The sequence below is a fragment of the Microbacterium sp. NPDC057944 genome, assembly GCF_042887445.1.
Classification (GTDB): Bacteria; Actinomycetota; Actinomycetes; order Actinomycetales; family Microbacteriaceae; genus Microbacterium; species Microbacterium natoriense.
The window spans coordinates 698,252-717,660 of record NZ_JBHVPJ010000002.1; the positions used below are offsets into that span (position 1 = coordinate 698,252).

The following is a 19,409-nucleotide window of genomic DNA, read 5'->3' on the forward strand; positions in this document are numbered from 1 at the left end:
CGAGACCCTCGCCTCTCGGTACACTTGTCAGACAATCTGTCCGCACTGTCGAGGAGCACCGTGCCCACCACGCTCGCCGAACCCCTGAATCCGGAACTGCTCGGCCCGTCGACCGCGGTGCATCTCCGCTCGATCGACCGCTTCGCCCGCGCGCACGACGCCTCCCACTACCTGCTGGTGCCGGATGCCGTCCTGTCCCCCGTCGATGCCGCCGGGGTCGCTCGCGCCTTCGATGCCGTACGAGCGGCCGGGCGGACGCTCACGTTCCGCTCCGGCGGCACGAGCCTCTCGGGGCAGGGCGTGAGCGGCGACATCCTCGTCGACACGCGCAGCGGCTTCCGCGCCATCGCGATCGAGGACGAGGGGCGCTCGGTCCGGGTTGAACCAGGGGCGACCGTGCGCCAGGTCAACACCCGACTGGCACGGTACGGCCGCAAGCTCGGCCCCGACCCCGCGAGCGAGATCGCCTGCACCATCGGCGGAGTCGTCGCGAACAACTCCAGCGGCATGGCCTGCGGCATCGTCGAGAACTCGTACCGGACGATCGAGTCCCTGTTGCTGGTCCTGCCGAGCGGCACGATCCTCGACACCGCGGCCCCCGACGCCGATGACCGGCTGCGCGCGGCCGACCCGGAGATCGCCGACGGTCTTCTCGCCCTGCGTCGACGACTCCTCGACTCGCCGGAGAACGTCGAGATCGTGCGTCGGCAGTTCTCCATGAAGAACACGATGGGCTACGGGCTCAACGCGCTGCTCGACTTCGACGACCCCGTGCGGATCCTCGAGCACCTGGTCATCGGCTCAGAGGGCACGCTCGCCTTCGTCGCCGAAGCACGGTTCCGGACGATCGAGATCAAGCCGGCGATCGCGACGGGACTCCTCGTCTTCGACACGCTCTCCGACGCGATGGCCGCTCTGCCCGGGCTCACCGCGCTCGGCCTCGCCACGATCGAGCTGCTGGATGCCGCGTCCCTCCGCGTCGCACAGGGGCTCAGCGATGTGCCGCCCGCGATCGCGTCGATCGAGGTGCGCGACCACGCCGCTCTCCTCGTCGAGGTGCACGCGCAGGACGCGGACGCGCTGGCCCTGGACACGACGACGGCCCTCGGACACTTCGCCACGCTCCCGCTCGCGATCGACGCGACCCTCACCACCGACGCGGCCGAGCGCGCCGCCCTGTGGCACGTGCGCAAGGGCCTCTACACCGCGATCGCCGGGGCACGCCCTTCGGGCACGACCGCCCTGCTCGAAGACATCGTCGTCCCCGTGGAGCGTCTCCTCGTCACCTGCGAGCGGCTCATCGCGCTCTTCGCCGCACACGGCTACGAGGGCTCCGTCATCTTCGGGCACGCCAAGGACGGCAACGTGCACTTCCTGCTCAACGAGCGCTTCGACGATCCGGAGAGCCTCGCCCGCTACCGCCGCTTCACCGACGATCTCGTCGAGCTGGTGCTGGAGCAGCAGGGCTCCCTGAAGGCGGAGCACGGCACCGGTCGCATCATGGCGCCCTTCGTGCGCCGCCAGTACGGCGATGAGCTCACCGACATCATGTGGGACGTCAAGCGGCTGCTCGACCCCTCCGGCATCCTCAATCCCGGCGTCGTGCTCTCCCACGACCCCGATTCCTACCTGCACGATCTGAAGCGCGTGCCGACGGTGGAGAAGGAGGTCGACCGCTGCGTGGAGTGCGGGTACTGCGAGCCGTCGTGCCCGAGCAAGAGCATCACGCTCACCCCGCGGCAGCGCATCGTCCTCCGCCGCGACATGGCCTGGGCGGAGGTGCGCGGCGATGACGAGCTCCTGGCCGAGCTGCGCGCCGACTACGACTACGAGGGCGTGCAGACGTGCGCGGTCGACGGCATGTGCGGCGTCGCCTGCCCCGTCGACATCAACACGGGCGATCTCGTGCGACGCCTGCGCGCCGAGCAGGCCTCGACGATCGAGGACGGCCTGTGGGATGTCGCCGCGAAGAGCTGGGGCACGGTCACGAAGGTCGGCGGCGTCGCCCTCACGGTGGCCGATGCCCTGCCCGCGCCTCTCGTGACGGCCGCGACACGAGTCGGCCGCGCGGTGCTCGGCGCCGACACCGTGCCGCTGTATGACGCCGGGCTCCCCCGAGGCGGCTCGACGCCTCCGCGTCCGGACTCGCCCGCCGACGCCAGGGCGGTCTTCTTCGGGGCGTGCATCGGCACGATGTTCGGCGCGGAGGGGCACGGAGAAGGATCGAGGGATGCCGTATCGGCGCTGCTCGACCGTGCGGGCATCCCCGTCGTGATCCCCGACGACGCCGGAGGCGTGTGCTGCGGAACGCCGTGGAAGTCGAAGGGACATCTCGCCGGATACGACCGCATGACCGAGCGCGTGCTCGCATCGCTGTGGGCCGCGAGCCGGCAGGGCGCCCTTCCCGTCGTGTGCGACGCCGCCTCCTGCACGGAGGGCCTGCACGTCATGCTCGCGAAGGGCGTGGACGCGCACCCCGAGTACGCCGGACTCGTCATCGAGGACGCGACGACCTTCGTCGCCCGCGAGGTGCTGCCCCGCCTGGACGTGCGGAGGAAGCTCGACCGGATCGCGGTGCATCCGACCTGCTCCACCACCGCGCTCGGTGCGACGGGGGCGCTGACCGCGCTCGCATCCGCCGTCGCCGAGGACGTCTACGTTCCCGACGGCTGGGGATGCTGCGCGTTCGCCGGCGACCGCGGCATGCTCCATCCCGAGCTCACCGCCAGCGCCACGGCGGTCGAGGCCGCAGAGCTGCGCGATGCCGAGAGGGAGCGCGGTTTCGACGCCTTCGTGTCGGCGAACCGCACGTGCGAGATCGGGATGACCCGTGCCACCGGCCGCGGGTATCGACACGTGGTCGAGGTGCTCGAGGAGCTCACGCGCCCCTGAGACGCGGCGATCGGCGCCGGCCCCGCCCGACACGGGCAGTTCGGCCGGCGCCGACCGCGAGATCAGTGTTCCGCGTGGAGGGCGGCCGCAGCGCGCGCGACGATCCCGCCGTCCGTGATGTCGAAGCCGGTGTCTCCGCCGCCGGGTCCGCTGGGGGCGAGGTCTCCCGACGACGTCTTGGCGGAGAGGTGGACCGCGTGCACACCGCACGCGCGCAGGGCGACGATGTCCTCCACGCGCACTCCTCCGCCCGCCATGATCTGCAGACGTCCGGCGGCCTCGTCGACGAGACCGGAGAGGACTCCGGCGCCGTCGATGCTGCGTGCCGCTCCCCCGCTGGTGAGGATGCGATCCACGCCGCAGTCGACGAGCTCTCCGATCACGGATCTCGGGTCGCTCAGTGTGTCGATCGCCCGATGGAACACGAACTCGGCAGTGCCCGCGGCGCTCTTCCAGAGATCGAGCGTGCGACGGTCCACGCCGCCGTCGCGGGTCAGCGCGCCGACGACCACGGCACCGGCACCACGGCGCACGACCTCGGCGACATCCGCCGCGACGAGCGCCACGTCCTCGTCGTCGTAGACGAACCCTCCGGTGCGCGGACGGACGAGCACCGCGAGCCGCTCGGGGCGACCGACGGCGGCGAGGACGGCGTCCACGGTCGCGGGCGACGGCGTCAGCCCGCCCGTCGCGCTCAGCGCCTGGCACAGCTCGACGCGATCGGCGCCCGCCGCCCGCGCGACCCGTGCGCCCGCGGCATCCTGCACGGCGATCTCGAGGGCGGGAACGGACATCATGGCGTCACGGTGACTGTGGCCACCGGGGTCTCGCGCAGGGCGTCGGGGATGCGCACGCTCGTGGAGCCGTCCGTCGCGCGGATCACCTCCGCGTGGGACCCGTCGGTCCACCGCGCCTCGCCTGCGGAGAGTTCGGACGGGAGCGGCAGCTCGCCGGCGCTGGGATCGAGCGCGTGCACGTGGACACCCGCATCCGACCGCGTGTACCGGATGGGCGCGCCCGCGGCCTCGCCGAAGCGCACCCACGGACGCGTGCCGTAGATCGCCGAGCCGTTGCCCCGGAGCCAGGCGCCGAGCTGCTGCATGGTCTGGCGCTGCAGCTCGGGGATCCGTCCTGCCGCGTCGGGTCCGACGTTGATGAGGAGGTTGCCGTTCTTCGACACCACGTCGACGAGCATCCGGATGAGGTCGGGACCCGACAGCGTGTGGCGAGTGTCCTCCGCGCTGTTGTAGCCGAAGGAGTACCCGAGCCCCCTGGTCGACTCCCACGGCTGCGGGATGATCTCGTCGATGCGGGTGTACTCGCGGGTGAGGAAGCCGTGGTACGGGACTCCCCACCGGTCGTTGACGACACCGTCGGGGACCGCGGCGAAGTACCGCGACAGCGTCTCGGCGACGCCGTAGTCCTCACGGCCCTTGCCGCCGTCCGGCCACTCGATGTCGTTCCACAGGAGGTCGGGTGAGAAGCGCTCGACGAGCTCGTCCAGCTGCGCGGTGGCGTAGCGGGCGAAGTGCTCGTCGTTGCGACGGTACCGGAAGAGGTCGGTGTCGGACTCGATGGCCGGGAAGTCGCTCACATGCCAGTCCAGCGCCCCCGAGTAGTACACGCCGAACTTCGCCCCCGCTCGGCGGGTCGCGTCGTGGAACTCCGAGATCAGGTCTCGGCGGGGCCCGCGCGCGACCGCGTTGAATCCCGTCGTCCCTGTCCCCCAGAGGCAGAATCCCTCGTGGTGCTTGGTGGTCGGGACGACGTACTTCGCCCCCGCGTCGACGAGCTCGCCGACGAACGCATCCGCGTCGAAGGCGGAGGCGTCCCACATGTCGGCCAGGTCCTCGTAGGACGTGCCCGCTCCGTAGAGGCGCTGATGCCGCTCCCAGGTCGGGCTGCCCGCGATGCGCACGGTGTTGCCGTACCACTCCGCGTATTGGTGCCAGGCGTAGGCGTCCTCGGTGGGGATGTTCACTCCCTCGCCGTGCTGCACGGCCCACGCGGGCACCGAGTACAGCCCCCAGTGCACGAAGAAGCCGAGCTTCGCGTCGCGATACCAGTCGGGAACGCCGTTGGTCGGATAGACGGGGGCCTCGGCACCGAAGTCGGGTCCGGTGCGCTTCTCGAAGTTCATCATCAGCGGATCTCCTCGCCGCGTCGCACGACGACGGCGGTCAGGTCGGGGGCTCCCGACGTGTCGAAGGGGTAGACCCCAGGGGCCAGTCGGTGGTGGCCGAGGCGCAGCAGGTCCTGGTCCACGCCGCCGGGGGTCAGCGCGAGAGTCCAGTCGGCGGCGAGGTCGTACAGCTCTGGCTCCAGGTAGCCGATCTTCACGACGACGATGTCCGCCGTGGTCGGCTCCAGACCGAGCATCCGGAAGTCGTCGAGGTGATGGAACGGCTTGCGGCGCTCCGTGATGATCGCGTGGAGTCCGCCGACCGCGATCACGACCTGCGTCCCCGCATCGTGGTCGTCCTCGGTGATCGAGAAGACGGAGCCGGTGATCTCGACGGGACCGTGGGGCCCGTCATCCACGCGCGCGCCCGCCGAGAGGGTGACGGTGGCGCCGACTCCCGCCGCGACGGCCTGCGCGACCGCGTCCCTGTCGAAGATCGAGGCCACGAGGGTCGTGCGAGAACCGTCGGTCAGCTCGGTGCGGCTGAGCAGCTGCGCGAGCGTCCAGGTCACGTCGCCCGCTCCCCCGGCCGTCGGGTTGTCTCCGGAGTCGGAGATCAGATAGGGATGCCGGGCCTCCGGCGCGAGCGCCTTCGCGAGGGCCTCGTCGAGCGAGCCGGTCTCCGCGACGAAGACGAAGTCCTCACGTGCGTCCCAGAACAACCGCGCGACGCGCTCAGCTTCGCGCGCGATGAGGCCGCGGTCGTCGCCCGTGACCACGACATAGGCCTGACAGCGCGGCTCATCAGCCCAGGCGTAGCCGATCCACACCGAGGCGTCCACGACGCCGTCGAGGGCCTCGATGCCGGGCAGCTCCGCGTAGATGCCGCGGGCGGGCTCGAGGCGCGTGCTCGTCTTCTCGCCGGGGAGCAGGACCGGCACGGGGACCCAGGCGCTGAACGGGCGACGACGCAGCGGGTCGGCGCCGTGCTCGCCGCGGAGTCGCGCCAGCAGATTCCAGACCGCGCGCTCCTTCGTGTTCAGCCAGTCCTCGTGGGGGGCCATGCGGTAGCAGGTGAGGAGGTCGACCGCATCGCGGAGCGCCTCGGACACGTTCCCGTGGAGATCCATCGAGGTGGACACGAGCGTGTCGGGTCTGAGGGCCTCGCGTACTGCCAGGGCCAGGTCGCCCTCGGCGTCGTCCATGCCCACGACGCTCATCGCGCCGTGGATGTCGAAGAAGAAGCCGTCGAACGGCCCCTGCTCGCGGATGCCCGCGACGATCGCCTCCTTCATCCGCCGATACGTCGCCGGATCGACCGCGCCTCCTGGCAGTGAGCGCCCGTGGGTGAGGGGGATCCACTCCGCGGCCTCCGCGAGCTCGCGCCCTGCATCGAGGAACGGGTAGTACGCGCGCAGATTCTCGCCCGTGCGGATCGTGAACGCCTCGTCGCCGGAGACGTGCGGGGAGAAGGTGCTCGATTCGATCGAGATCCCGCCGATGCCGATGCGCGGCGTCGCAAGACCTCCGTCGGCGACGGGCGGGAGGGCGCCCATCCAGATGTCGCTGGCTTCGGGGCGTTCGGTCACGTGCTGCTCCTTGGTCTGTGTCGTCTTCAGTGTGCGTCGGCGGGGACGAGGGCGCGACGCACGGCCTCGATGGCACCGAGGGCCACGGCATCCCCGCCCAGCGTCGCGGGGACGATGCGCAGAGGCAGTCCGGACACGGGGGCGTCGGTCCGCAGGGTCTCCTCGATCGTCGGCGCCAGGAGGTCCCAGGCCTCTGCGACTCCCCCGCCGACGATCGCGCACGGGAGGTCGAGAAGGGTCGCCGCGCTCGCGCAGGCGAGGGCGAGGGCGCGGCCCGCCGCCCGGAACACCGCGATGGCATCGGGATCGCCGCCACGCGCACGGTCGGCGACCTGGCGGGCGTCCAACGGCGTCGCGCCGATCCGCTCGGCGTAGCGCCGCCCGATCGACGTCCCCGACGCGAGGGTCTCGAGATGGCCGATCTGGCCACACGTGCACACCAGATCGCTGTACCCGGGCGTGTGTCCGATCTCTCCCGCGGCGCCGTGCGGTCCGTGGCGCAGTGCGCCGTCGATGATGACCGCTCCTCCCACGCCGGTGCCGAGCATCACGCCGAGCACATCGCGCTCGCCCGGGGCCGTGCGCGCCGCTTCGCCGAGGAGGAACGCGTTGACGTCGTTCTCCACGCGCACCGGCACGGAGAGTCGCGCGGAGAGCTCATCTCCGAGCGGGAATCCGGCCCAGTCGACGAAGGTCGCGGAGGCGGCGCGCACGACACCGGTCTCGTGATCGATGACTCCCGCTGCACCCACGCCCACCGCGGTCAGCAGAGAGCCGGAGCGGGCGGCGATGTCGCGGGCGAGGGCGGCGGCGGCATCCGCCATCGCCGCCCCGCCGACGCTCGCCGGCGCAGGCACGCTGCCCCGCGCCAGCACGGAGCCGTCCTCTGCCACGGCGATTCCTGCGATCTTCGTGCCGCCGATGTCGATGCCGATCACGCCGTCGGCCGACGCGATGGGCAGGGTTGTCCCCTCTTCCCGCGCGCGCACGGTCAACGGCCGCCGAGCCCGGCCATGGCGATGCCCTTGACCAGGTGCTTCTGCAGCACGATCACGAGCACGGTCGTCGGGACCATCGAGATGATCGCCGCGGCCATCTGAAGGTCCCACCTCGTGCCGGTGAGTCCAGAGAAGCTCGCGAGCCCGACCGGCAGCGTGCCGTGGGCGTTGTAGTCCACGGTCACGATCAGCGGCCAGAGATAGCTGTTCCAGAACGACAGGAATGTGAACACCGACAGCACGGCCACGGCGGACTTCGCCAGCGGAAGGATGATCTGCACGAAGGTGCGGACCGGCCCCGCACCGTCGACGCGGGCGGCCTCCTCCAGCTCGTAGGGGATGCCGCGGAAGAACTGCCGCATGAGGAAGGTGCCGAACGCGGTGAAGGCGAACGGGAAGATCAGCGCCTGATAGGTGTCGACCCAGTTGAACCACTGCATGACCTGGAACATCGGGATGACGAGGACCTCCGCCGGCACCATGAGGGTGGCGAGGAAGAGCACGAACACGGCGTCCCTCCCCTTCCAGCGCAGGCGCCCGAACGCATACCCGGCCGTCGTGGAGACGAACAGCACGACCAGGGTGCCGGCGATCGCCACGAAGAACGAGTTCCCGATGTAGGTGAGGAACGGTCCATAGGCGAACACGTCGAGGAAGTTCGTCCACCGCACCTCGGACGCGATCAGCGACGGAGGCATCGTGAACATCTCGGAGTTCGGCTTGAGCGCCGAGAAGAACGCGTACACGATGGGCGACACGAAGATCGCGGCGGCCAGATACACGAGCACGTGCGCGATGGCCAGGCGCACGCGCTCCGGCCCGCTCAGCGGCGCCTTGGTGCGTCCGGTGCGCTCGGTCTCGACGTGGTCGTCGTCGAGGACGACGGATGCCGTCGACAGGTCAGTGCTCATAGTGCACCCACTTCTTCTGCGCGCCGAACTGGAGCGCAGTGATCACGATGATGAGGGCGAAGAGGATCCAGGCGCCGGCTGCGGCGAGTCCCAGCTCCTGGAACTTGAAGCCCTGGTTGTAGATGAACTGCACGAGCGGCTGGGTCGCGTTGCCCGGGCCGCCGCCGGTGAGCAGCTGCGGCTGCACGAAGACCTGGAGTGCGGTGATCATGGTCATGATGGTCGCGAAGAAGATCGCCGGGGAGATCATCGGGATGACCACGCTGAGCTGCATGCGCAGTCCGCTCGCTCCGTCGATCCGGGCCGCCTCCATGACGGACTCGGGGAGCTGCTCGAGCGCAGCCGAGAAGATCAGCATGTTGTAGCCGACTCCCTGCCACACGCTCATCACGACGACCATGATCATGGCCCACTGCGGGTCGGCGAGGAAGTTCGGGAGCGTCACGCCGAACCAGGTCTCGGAGACGCCGTTGAAGAGACCCTGCGGCTGCAGGAGCATCTTCCACACCAACACGTTCGCGACCATAGGGGTCACGACCGGGATGAAGAAGAGCACCCGGAGCGCCCCGCGTCCGCGGATGCGCGGACCGAGCGCCATCGCGAGGACGAGCGAGAGGGCCACGTTCAGCGGGACGTAGAGGATCGTGAACACCGCGGTGTTCCGCAGCGCCGGCCAGAAGTCCGGGCTGGAGGTGAACAGTCGGATGTAGTTGTCGATACCGATGAAGGTCTTCTCGCCGAACGTCGGCCAGTCGAAGAAGCTCATCACGATGGAGAGCACGACGGGCACGACGGTGAACACGGCGAGGCCCGCCAGGGCCGGGGTTGCGAACCCCAGCGCCTGACGGCCCTCAGCCTTGGCGAGAGACCCCCGACGTCGCGCGTTGGTGGTCATCACTCGTCTTCCTGGATTGCTTACTTGCCGAACTGCTGCTGAGCGGAGTCGAGGACGTTCGCCATCGTCTCCTGCCCGTTGTACACGCTGACCAGCTGCGGCTGGACGTACGTGCCGACCTTCGCCCAGTTGTCGCTGACGTACTGGCCCTGGACGTTCTCGAAGGCCGCGGTGAAGACCTCCTTCACCTGCTCGCGGTACTTCTCGTCGATCGAGTCGAAGTAGAGCGGCTGGCTCTCGGCGCGTGCCGGGTAGCTGCGGCCGGAGGAGGCGATGTAGTCCTGCGCGTCCTTGCTCAGCAGGGAGCCGAGCACCTTGAGCGCGGCGTCCTTGTTGTCGCAGGTCTTGGAGATGCCGAAGCCCGAGCCGAGGATGAGGCTCAGCGAGGTGCCGCCCTCGGACGGGAGCGGGGCCATGCCCGCCGTGAAGCCGGACTCGTTGTTGAGGTAGCTGACCGCGTTCCAGGTGCCGTCGACGGCCATGGCCGCGTTGCCGCTGGAGTACTGGTTCTCGCCCCAGCCGGTGTCGGATGCCGATGCGACCGGGAGAGCGACCTTCTGATCGGTGACGAGGCCGGCGTACCAGGTCGACGCCTCGACGAACTTCTTGTCGGTGAGCTGCAGGGTGCCGTCCTCCGTCACCGGCTGCAGGCCGGACTTGGCGATCGGCAGCGCCTGCCACTGGAAGTCGCCCATGCCCACTGCGAACCCGGACTTGCCCCCGGTGGTCGCCGCCTTGGCCGTCTTCTCGAAGTCCTCGAAGGTCCAGCCTGCGGCGGGAGTCTCAGCGCCGGCGGCGGTCAGCTGATCGGCGTTGTAGTAGACGAGCATCGTCGCGACGTCGAACGGCAGGCCGTAGAGCTCGCCCTTGTTCTTCAGGATCTCGGTCGCACCGGGTGCGAAGTCGCTCTCGGCGAGACCGGCCGCCTTGAGGTCGGCGTCGGTGAGCGTGGCGAAGCCGTCGGTGTAGCTGGAGAGCATCCCGCTGTTCATACCGGTGATGCAGGCCATGTTGCCGGAGGCCATGTTGGTGGTGAGCTTCGTGAAGAAGTCACCCCAGGGCGCCGTGCGCAGCTCGATCTTGAGGTCGGGGTTCTGCTCCTGCGCGACCTTGATCTGCGCCTCGAGCGCCTTGGTGTCATCGGCGGAACCTGCCCACATGTCGACGACGATCGTGTCGTCCGAACCGGAGCCGGTCGAGCCGGTCGTTCCGGCGCAGCCCGTCATGGCGACTGCGACGCCGGCGACGGCGACGACGGCTCCCATACGCATCTTCTTCATTGAATGACTCCTAGCGGATCGGGAAGGTTGCTTCGCGGGTCGAAGCAACCTAGTAGGATTTCGTATGAAGTTACCGTGTCATACTTCACGGGCCGCCGCAAGCGGAACATCCGATGTTTATAGATCCTTGACCTTCCGCGTCATGACCGAGATCACGACCCGACACCGGTAGCCTGACGAGATTCGCCGACGAAGGAACGACATGCCCCGTACCGCCGATCGCTCTGCCGAGGATCTCCACTCGCGACGCATTCTCGACCTCGTCGCCCGCGGGGAGGCGCGCTCCCGCAGCGAGCTCGCCGCTCGACTCGGCATCGCCGCCTCCACCATCGGCCTCCGCGTCCAGGCGCTACTGGATGCCGGGATGCTCGAGGAGGCGGGAGACGGCGTCTCCCGCGGCGGCCGGCGGCCTCGCGTGCTCCGTGTGGCCGAAGAGGGCGGGATCGTGCTGTCCGCCGACCTCGGCGGCGGGCACGCGCGCATCGGGCGCCACGGTCTCGACGGCCACCTGCAGGAGGTGCGGACGACACGCATCGACCTGACGGACGGACCGCAGGCGACGCTCGCGACGGTAGCCGCGGTCTTCCGGGAGCTTGCGGACGGCTCGACCCTCCGCGCGATCGGGGTGAGCCTTCCCGGTCCGGTCGACATCGAGTCCGGATCCGTCGAACAGCCGTCCCGGATGCCGGGATGGCCGGGGTTCCGGGTCGGCGAGCATCTGCGGGAGGCTTTCGGCGTGCCGGTCGCCGTCGACAACGACGCCAATCTGGCGGCGCTCGGCGAGCATCGCCTGCAGCTCGGCTACACGCAGCACAGCATCACCGTGAAGGCGGGCACCGCGATCGGCAGCGGCGTGATCGTGGAGGGTCACGTGCACCGCGGTGCCACCGGGGCGGCAGGAGACATCACCCACACGCGCATCGACGGGAGCGGGGACATCCCCTGCTCGTGCGGGAACACGGGGTGCCTCGAGACGGTGGCGAGCGGCGCCAGCCTGGTCAGGCAGATGCGAGAGCGCGGACGCACCGAGGTGACCACGACGGCCGACGTGCTCGCGCTGGCGCGCGACTCCGACCCGGAGGCGACCATGCTGGTGCGGACGGCGGGCACGCACCTCGGGCAGGCCCTTTCCGGCGTCGTCAACTTCTTCAACCCGAACGCGGTGTTCCTCACGGGGAGCATGAGCGCATCGGAGCCGTTCATCGCCGCCGTGCGCAGCCGCGTCTACGAGGCCTGCCACCCGCTCGCGACGCAGCGCCTGCGCATCGAGGCGGCCGCGACCGGCGCCGACGCGATCCTGCACGGAGCGGCCAGGCTCGCCCTCGACGACCTCGAGCTGCCGGTCGCCTGAGCGGGGCTACTCCCCCGTCAGAACCAACTCGATCACGGGGAGCACCACGTCCGGCCTGCGGACCGGGAGGTGCACGGTGAGCGTTCCCTCCGCCTCCCCCGCCGGAGTCATGTGCGAGGCGCGCTGGTCGGGATCCGAGACGGACGTGCGCAGCCAGGACCCGTCGCTCAGCAGGCGCGCGTAGGAGACCTTTCCCGCGAGCCCGGGGAGATGCACGAAGCCGAGCGGCCAGGCGAGCAGATGCAGATACAGGCGATCCCCGCGCTGCGTGTACACGCCCTCACGGGGCGGGGCGAACGGGGCGTGTCCGGCGCCGACCACCGAGCCGCGGTGCAGGCGCATCCACTCCCCGATCTCCGACAGGGTCGCCGCATCCCGCGGTACGACAGCGCCGCGGCCGTCAGGACCGATGTTGAGGAGCATGTTTCCGTCCATGGACACCGAGTCGACGAGCATCTGCACGAGCAGCTGCGCGGACTTCTGATCGGTGTTGTCGCGGTCGTAGCCCCATGAGCCGTTCAGGGTCTGACACGCCTCCCACACCACGGGCCGGCCGTCCCTCAGGAGGGGTGAGGTGGGCTGATACTGCTCGGGCGTGACGAAGTCCGCCGGGATGCCGAGCCGGTCGTTCACCAGCATCCCCGGCTGGAGCTCGCGGCACATCGCGAGCAGCGCATCGGCGTCCCAGTCCTGAGGGCCCTTGCCCAGCCACCCCTGCTTCTCCTCCGGATACGTGAAGTCGAAGAACAGGTAGTCGATGCCGCCGTAGCCGGTGAGCAGCTCGCGGATCTGCCCGTGCAGATAGTCGCGGTACCTCGACATGTCGCGGCCCGCATTGAGGGCCGCTGCATCGGGGTCATCCCGACGGGGATGGTTCCAGTCGATCGTGAAGTCGGGGTGATGCCAGTCGATCAGCGAGTGGTAGAGCCCGACCTTGAGCCCCTCGCCCCGCACGGCGTCGACGAACTCCCGCACGAGATCGCGCGAGACGGCGGTCGCCGCGGTGAAGTCGGTCAGCGCCGAGTCCCACAGGCAGAACCCGTCGTGGTGCTTCGTGGTCAGAACGACGTACCCCATCCCCGTCTCCTTCGCCCGCCGGGCGATCGCGCGCGCGTCGAAGAGATCGGGGTCGAAGTGGTCGAAGTAGGGCCGGTACTCGGCATCCGTCAGCCGCTCGCGATTCTGCACCCATTCGTGGCGCGCGGCGGCGCTGTAGAGGCCGAAATGCACGAACATCCCGAAGCGGGCGTGGTCGAACCAGTCCTGTCGCATACCCTCATCTTAGCGTCAGACATCGGATGTCTAACGCTAAGCGCACGAAAAAGGGCGCCCCCGAAGGGGCGCCCTCTCACGGTGCTCGTCGTCAGCGCGCGGCGCTGCCGTCGATGTAGTCCTCGTCCTGCTGCTTCCAGGCGAAGAGAGCGCGAAGCTCCTTGCCGGTCGCCTCGATGGGGTGCGTCTCCTCCTTGGCACGAAGCGCAAGGAACTCCTGACCGCCGTTGTCCTGGTCGTCGATGAAGCGCTTCGCGAAGGCACCCGACTGGATGTCCGCGAGCACGGCCTTCATCGACTCCTTGACCTCGGGGGTCACGATGCGCGGGCCGGAGACGTAGTCGCCGTACTCCGCCGTGTCGGAGACCGACCAGCGCTGCTTGGCGATGCCGCCCTCCCACATGAGGTCGACGATCAGCTTCAGCTCGTGGAGCACCTCGAAGTAGGCGATCTGCGGCTGGTAGCCCGCCTCGGTGAGGGTCTCGAAGCCGGCCTGCACGAGGTGGCTGACGCCACCGCAGAGCACGGCCTGCTCGCCGAACAGGTCGGTCTCGGTCTCCTCGGTGAAGGTCGTCTTGATGACACCGGCGCGGGTGCCTCCGATCGCCTTCGCGTACGAGAGAGCCGTGGCCCACGCGGTGCCGGACGCGTCGCGCTCGACGGCGATGATGTCCGGGATGCCGCGGCCGGCGACGAACTCGCGACGGACCGTGTGACCGGGCGCCTTCGGGGCGACCAGGATCACATCGACGCCCTCGGGCGCCTCGATGTAGCCGAAGCGGATGTTGAAGCCGTGCGCGAAGGCGAGGGTCTTGCCCGCGGCGAGGTTCGGCGCGATCGACTCGCTGTAGATGCCGCGCTGGTGCTGGTCGGGAGCGAGGATCATGATCAGGTCGGCCCACTGGGTCGCCTCAGCAACGGACTTGACCGCGAAGCCGGCCTCCTCAGCCTTGGGCGCGGACTTCGAGCCCTCCTTGAGGGCGATCGCGACCTCGACACCCGAGTCGCGCAGGTTCTGCGCGTGGGCGTGACCCTGCGAGCCGTAGCCGACGATCGCGACCTTCTTGCCCTGGATGATGGACAGGTCGGCGTCTGCGTCGTAGAAGATCTCGGTGCTCACTTGTTTCTTTCTCCTTGATAGTTGCGTTTCGTCTCGCTTCGCTCGCTCAACGAACGGCGAAGGTCTTGTGGGTGCTCAGCCGCGCAGGACGCGCTCGGTGATGCTCTTGCCGCCCCGGCCGATGGCGAGGAGACCGGACTGCGCGATCTCCTTGATGCCGAAGGGCTCGAGCGCCCGCAGCATCGCATCGACCTTGCCCTTGTCGCCCGTGACCTCGATCACCAGCGCGTCGGCGGCGTAGTCGACGACCGAGGCGCGGAAGAGGTTCACGACCTCGATCACGTTCGATCGGGTGGTGTTGTCCGTGCGCACCTTCACGAGCATGTGCTCGCGCTGCACGGAGGTGGCGAAATCGAGCTCGACGATCTTGATCACGTTGATCAGCTTGTTGAGCTGCTTGGTGACCTGCTCGAGCGGGAGTTCGTCCACATCGACGACGACCGTGATGCGGGAGATCCCCGGCACCTCGGTCACCCCCACCGCGAGCGAGTCGATGTTGAAGCCGCGTCGGGCGAAGAGCCCCGCGACACGGGTCAGCAGGCCGGGGGTGTTCTCCACCAGCAGGCTCAGCACGTGAGTCGACATGGTCAGATCTCCTCGTCGAAGGAAGGCGCGTGTTCGCGGGCGTACTGGACGTAGCTGTTGCTCACGCCCTGCGGAACCATCGGCCACACCATCGCGTCAGCCGACACCACGAAGTCGATCACCACGGGGCGGTCGTTCGTGTCGAGGGCGAGCTGGATGGCGGCATCCACGTCCTCCTCCTTCTCCACTCGGATGCCGAGGCAGCCGTACGCCTCGGCGAGCTTCACGAAGTCGGGGATGCGGACGGTGCCGTGGCCCGTGTTCAGGTCGGTGTTGGAGTGGCGTCCGTCGTAGAACAGCGTCTGCCACTGGCGCACCATGCCGAGCGAGGAGTTGTTGATGATCGCGACCTTGATCGGGATGTTGTTGATCGCGCAGGTGGCGAGCTCCTGGTTCGTCATCTGGAAGCATCCGTCGCCGTCGATCGACCACACCACCCGGTGCGGCTCGGCGACCTTCGCACCCATCGCGGCGGGCACCGAGTAGCCCATGGTGCCTGCGCCCCCCGAGTTCAGCCAGGAGTTCGGGCGCTCGTACTTGATGAACTGCGCCGCCCACATCTGGTGCTGGCCCACGCCGGCCGCGTACACGGCCTCGGGGCCGGTGAGCTCGCCGATCCGCTGGATCACGTGCTGCGGCGAGAGGTGTCCGTCGGTCGTCGGCTGGAATCCGAGCGGGAACTCCTTGCGGAGGCCGTCGAGGTAGGACCACCACTCCTCGATGTCTGGCGTGGTCTGCGCCGTCGCACCGCGGAAGGCGGTCTCGAGGTCGACGAGCACGTCGCGCACATCGCCGACGATCGGCACGTCGGCCGTGCGGATCTTCGAGATCTCGGCGGGGTCGATGTCGACGTGCACGACCTTCGCGTTGGGCGCGAAGAGCGCGGCCTTGCCGGTCACGCGGTCGTCGAAGCGTGCGCCGAGCGCGACGATGAGGTCGGACTCCTGCAGCGCGAGCACGGCCGGCACGGTGCCGTGCATGCCCGGCATCCCGAGGTGCTGCGGGTGCGAGTCGGGGAACGCCCCTCGTGCCATCAGCGTGGTCACGACGGGGGCGCCCGTGAGCTCGGCGAGACTCTTCAGCTCCGCCGAGGCGCGGCCGCGGATCACGCCGCCGCCCACGTACAGCACGGGCTTCTTGGACTCGGCCAGCATCGCGGCCGCGGCCTGGATCTGCTTGCCGTGGGCCTTCGTCACCGGGCGGTATCCGGGCAGGTCGATCTTCGGCGGCCAGATGAACGGCGCCTTGGCCTGCTGAGCGTCCTTGGTGATGTCGACCAGCACGGGACCGGGGCGACCGGTCGAGGCGATCTCGAACGCGGCGGCGACCGCGCCGGGGATCTCGGCGACGTCCTTCACGAGGATCGAGTGCTTGGTCACCGGCATCGTGATGCCGACGATGTCGGCTTCCTGGAAGGCGTCGGTGCCCATGAGAGTGGAGAACACCTGTCCCGTGATCGCGACGATCGGGATCGAGTCCATGTAGGCGTCGGCGATCGCGGTGACGAGGTTCGTCGCTCCGGGGCCGGAGGTGGCGATCGTGACGCCGACGCGCCCCGACGCGGTCGCGTAGCCCTCGGCGGCGTGCCCGCCACCCTGCTCGTGACGCACGAGGATGTGGCGCAGCTCGGTGGAGTCGAGCAGGGGGTCGTAGACCTCCATGATCGCCCCGCCGGGGATGCCGAACACATCGGTCACGCCGATGAGCTCGAGCGAGCGGACGAGCGCCTGCGCTCCGGTGAGCACGGGCGCCGAGGAGTTCTGGGCCGGAGGCCTCGGCACGGCCGAGACGGAGTCAGTGGTCATGGGACTTCCTTCTGGTGGTCTGTGGGCGACGTCGGATGCCTGGGGCAGCCGACGCGATTCAGCCGGTCGTCGCGCCCTCGGCGGCGGACCGCACGAGACGCGAATACTTGGCAAGTACGCCACGGGTATAGCGCGGGGGAAGCGGCTCCCAGCCAGAGCGGCGGGAGGCGAGCTCCGCCTCGTCGACGAGTAGGTCGAGAGAGCGAGCTGCGATATCGACCCGTATCAGATCACCATCGCGCACGAAGGCGATGGGACCTGCGTCCACCGCTTCGGGTGCTATGTGGCCGATGCACAGGCCGGTTGTGCCGCCTGAGAATCGTCCGTCCGTCAAGAGTAGTACATCTTTTCCGAGCCCCGCGCCCTTGATGGCCGCGGTGATCGCGAGCATCTCGCGCATCCCGGGTCCGCCCTTGGGGCCTTCGTAGCGGATCACGATGACGGTGTTCTTCTCGATCTCGCCGTTCGCCACGGCATCCATCGCCGCCCGCTCACGTTCGAAGACGCGCGCGGTGCCCTCGAACACGGCGGCGTCGAAGCCGGCCGTCTTCACGACGGCGCCCTCGGGTGCGAGCGATCCGTGCAGGATCGTCAGGCCGCCGGTCGCGTGGATCGGGTTGTCGAAGGTGTGGATGACCTCGCCGTCGATCGGCATGGGGTCGAGCTCCGCGAGGTTCTCGGCCAGCGTCTTGCCGGTCACGGTGAGCGCGTCGCCGTGCAGCAGCCCCTCGTCGAGCATCGCCTTCATGATCACGGGGATGCCGCCGTGCCGGTCGACGTCGTTCATGACGTACTTGCCGAAGGGCTTCATGTCGGCCACGTGCGGGACGCGGTCGCCGATGCGGTTGAAGTCGTGCAGGCTCAGCTCGACCTCCGCCTCGCGCGCGATGGCGAGCAGGTGCAGCACCACGTTGGTCGAGCCGCCGAGGGCCATCGCCAGCGCGATCGCGTTCTCGAACGCCTCCTTGGTGAGGATGTCGCGGGTCGTGATGCCCTGACGGAGCAGGTTCACCACGGCCTCCCCCGAGCGGTGGGCGAAGTAGTCGCGGCGGCGGTCAGCCGCGGGCGGAGCGGCCGAACCGGGAAGGCTGAGACCGAGGGCCTCGGCGACCGACGCCATCGTGTTCGCGGTGTACATGCCGCCGCACGCGCCCTCACCGGGGGCGATCGCGCACTCGATGCGCTTGAGGTCCTCTTCGCTCATGAGCCCCGCACGGCACGCGCCGACGGCCTCGAACGAGTCGATGATCGTGACGTCCTTCTCGGTGCCGTCCGACAGCTTCACCCAGCCCGGCGCGATGGAGCCGGCGTAGAGGAAGACGCTGGAGAGGTCGAGGCGGGCGCTGGCCATCAGCATGCCGGGGATCGACTTGTCGCAGCCGGCGAGCAGCACGGAGCCGTCGAGGCGCTCCGCCATCATGACGGTCTCGACCGAATCGGCGATGACCTCACGCGACACGAGCGAGAAGTGCATGCCCTCGTGCCCCATCGAGATGCCGTCGGACACCGAGATCGTGCCGAACTGGAGCGGGTAGCCGCCCCCGGAGTGCACGCCCTCCTTGGCGCCCTGCGCCAGGCGGTCGAGGCTCAGGTTGCAGGGGGTGATCTCGTTCCAGCTGGACGCGATGCCGATCTGCGGCTTGTCCCAGTCGGCGTCGCCCATGCCGACGGCACGGAGCATGCCTCGGGAGGTCGTGGCCTCGATGCCGTCGGTGACGACACGGCTGCGGGGTTTGATGTCGATGGGCGCGGGAGACTCGGGATCAAGCGAGGTCATGACGGAAGTCTATTCCCGTCGCGCCGCGCGTTCGTCCGCCAGTGCCTCCAGAAGCTGGGCGATCTCTTGTGGGTTGCGCACACGGAGCCCGGCTGCTGTCTCGCCTTCGCCCACTCGCACGCCCAGATCGCCGTCGACGAGCACGCGCATGGCGTCCTCGTCGGTGACGTCATCGCCGGCGAAGAGGATGCCGGTGGCGTCGTAGCGCTCGCGCAGAGCCGTCATCGCGGCGTCTTTGCCCTCGAGGCGCGACGAGAACTCGAGCACGTGGTGGCCCTTGCGGCGCCTCCAGTGCGGGAACCGCTCCGCGACGAGCGCGTCGATCTCGGCGAACAGCTCGCGCTCCACCTCGGGCGTCGCGGCCCGGGTGTGCACGCCCATCCCGAAGGTCTTGGGCTCGAGCTCGGCGCCGTCGAACCGGTCGATGATCGGACGCGCGGCCTCCCACAGCTCCTCCTTCGTGCCGTCCTCCTCCGCGGCCGCGGACTCGGCACCGGACTCGCCCGAGCCGGGGTACCAGTACTGGGCGCCGTGCGACCCGGCGAGGGCGACCGGCGAATCGTCGGTGTGCTCCGTGATCTCGCGGAGATCGTGCATGCTGCGCCCGGAGACATACGCCACCACCGTGTCGGGCATCGCGCTCAGACGCTCCATCTGCGCGGCGACCTCCGGAATCGCGCGCGCCGCCATCGGGTCGAGCACGAACGGCGACGCCGTGCCGTCGAAGTCGAGGGCGACCACGAGTCGAGGGGTGGCTGAGATGGCGCTGAGCGCGGCATCCGTCGTTCCTGGCGTCCAGCTGCGGGTCACGA

General features: G+C 69.3%; 15 protein-coding genes. 2 read left to right on the forward strand and 13 right to left on the reverse strand.

Annotation, left to right across the window (positions count from 1 at the left end):
* The first annotated feature begins 60 nt into the window (after window positions 1-60).
* Complete coding sequence (locus ACFVRO_RS12805) at window positions 61-2,892, forward strand: FAD-binding and (Fe-S)-binding domain-containing protein (RefSeq protein WP_386952859.1); 2,832 nt, start codon at window positions 61-63, stop codon at window positions 2,890-2,892.
* A gap of 62 nt (window positions 2,893-2,954) precedes the next feature.
* Here the strand turns inward: ACFVRO_RS12805 and ACFVRO_RS12810 are convergent, their stop codons facing one another.
* From ACFVRO_RS12810 to ACFVRO_RS12840, 7 genes are read right to left on the reverse strand one after another with little or no spacing between them, the layout of a single operon-like run.
* On the reverse strand, window positions 2,955-3,689 hold the full coding sequence (locus ACFVRO_RS12810; RefSeq protein ID WP_386952861.1) for a copper homeostasis protein CutC: 735 nt from the start codon (window positions 3,687-3,689) through the stop codon (window positions 2,955-2,957).
* A complete protein-coding gene (locus ACFVRO_RS12815) occupies window positions 3,686-5,035 on the reverse strand; it encodes an alpha-L-fucosidase (protein ID WP_386952864.1) in 1,350 nt (449 codons plus the stop codon). Before ACFVRO_RS12815 ends, ACFVRO_RS12810 begins: the two co-directional genes overlap by 4 nt.
* Window positions 5,035-6,570: a M81 family metallopeptidase gene (locus ACFVRO_RS12820; RefSeq protein ID WP_386954471.1), complete on the reverse strand. Its 1,536-nt coding sequence runs from the start codon at window positions 6,568-6,570 to the stop codon at window positions 5,035-5,037. The genes ACFVRO_RS12815 and ACFVRO_RS12820 overlap by 1 nt, the downstream gene beginning before the upstream one ends.
* Before the next feature lie 59 nt (window positions 6,571-6,629).
* On the reverse strand, window positions 6,630-7,592 hold the full coding sequence (locus ACFVRO_RS12825; protein WP_386954474.1) for an ROK family protein: 963 nt from the start codon (window positions 7,590-7,592) through the stop codon (window positions 6,630-6,632).
* 2 nt (window positions 7,593-7,594) lie between these two features.
* Window positions 7,595-8,512 (reverse strand): carbohydrate ABC transporter permease, encoded by a 918-nt coding sequence (locus ACFVRO_RS12830; RefSeq protein ID WP_386952866.1) that lies wholly within the window; start codon window positions 8,510-8,512, stop codon window positions 7,595-7,597.
* On the reverse strand, window positions 8,502-9,407 hold the full coding sequence (locus ACFVRO_RS12835) for a carbohydrate ABC transporter permease (RefSeq protein WP_105673280.1): 906 nt from the start codon (window positions 9,405-9,407) through the stop codon (window positions 8,502-8,504). The genes ACFVRO_RS12830 and ACFVRO_RS12835 overlap by 11 nt, the downstream gene beginning before the upstream one ends.
* 20 nt (window positions 9,408-9,427) lie before the next feature.
* Window positions 9,428-10,687, reverse strand: a complete 1,260-nt coding sequence (locus ACFVRO_RS12840; protein WP_344010360.1) for an extracellular solute-binding protein — start codon at window positions 10,685-10,687, stop codon at window positions 9,428-9,430.
* Between the two features lie 202 nt (window positions 10,688-10,889).
* On the opposite strand from ACFVRO_RS12840, the gene ACFVRO_RS12845 reads away from it, so the two are divergent.
* Entirely contained in the window at window positions 10,890-12,038 is a 1,149-nt protein-coding gene (locus ACFVRO_RS12845) for an ROK family transcriptional regulator (protein ID WP_105673279.1), read from the forward strand.
* Window positions 12,039-12,044: 6 nt separating this feature from the next.
* Here the strand turns inward: ACFVRO_RS12845 and ACFVRO_RS12850 are convergent, their stop codons facing one another.
* From ACFVRO_RS12850 to otsB, 6 genes are all read right to left on the reverse strand, one after another.
* Entirely contained in the window at window positions 12,045-13,310 is a 1,266-nt protein-coding gene (locus ACFVRO_RS12850; protein WP_386952869.1) for an alpha-L-fucosidase, read from the reverse strand.
* A gap of 91 nt (window positions 13,311-13,401) precedes the next feature.
* Window positions 13,402-14,430: a ketol-acid reductoisomerase gene (gene ilvC, locus ACFVRO_RS12855; protein WP_386952872.1), complete on the reverse strand. Its 1,029-nt coding sequence runs from the start codon at window positions 14,428-14,430 to the stop codon at window positions 13,402-13,404.
* Between the two features lie 75 nt (window positions 14,431-14,505).
* Window positions 14,506-15,015 carry an acetolactate synthase small subunit gene (gene ilvN, locus ACFVRO_RS12860; protein ID WP_105673276.1) on the reverse strand — a complete coding sequence of 170 codons (510 nt, stop codon included), beginning with the start codon at window positions 15,013-15,015 and terminating at the stop codon, window positions 14,506-14,508.
* A 2-nt stretch (window positions 15,016-15,017) separates the two neighbouring features.
* Window positions 15,018-16,820: an acetolactate synthase large subunit gene (locus tag ACFVRO_RS12865; RefSeq protein WP_386952875.1), complete on the reverse strand. Its 1,803-nt coding sequence runs from the start codon at window positions 16,818-16,820 to the stop codon at window positions 15,018-15,020.
* 58 nt (window positions 16,821-16,878) lie between these two features.
* The gene (ilvD, locus tag ACFVRO_RS12870; RefSeq protein ID WP_105673274.1) at window positions 16,879-18,597 is read right to left on the reverse strand and encodes a dihydroxy-acid dehydratase; all 1,719 of its coding nucleotides are present in this window, start codon (window positions 18,595-18,597) and stop codon (window positions 16,879-16,881) included.
* A 9-nt stretch (window positions 18,598-18,606) separates the two neighbouring features.
* A complete protein-coding gene (gene otsB / locus ACFVRO_RS12875) occupies window positions 18,607-19,407 on the reverse strand; it encodes a trehalose-phosphatase (protein ID WP_386952878.1) in 801 nt (266 codons plus the stop codon).
* Between the last annotated feature and the right edge of the window lie 2 nt (window positions 19,408-19,409).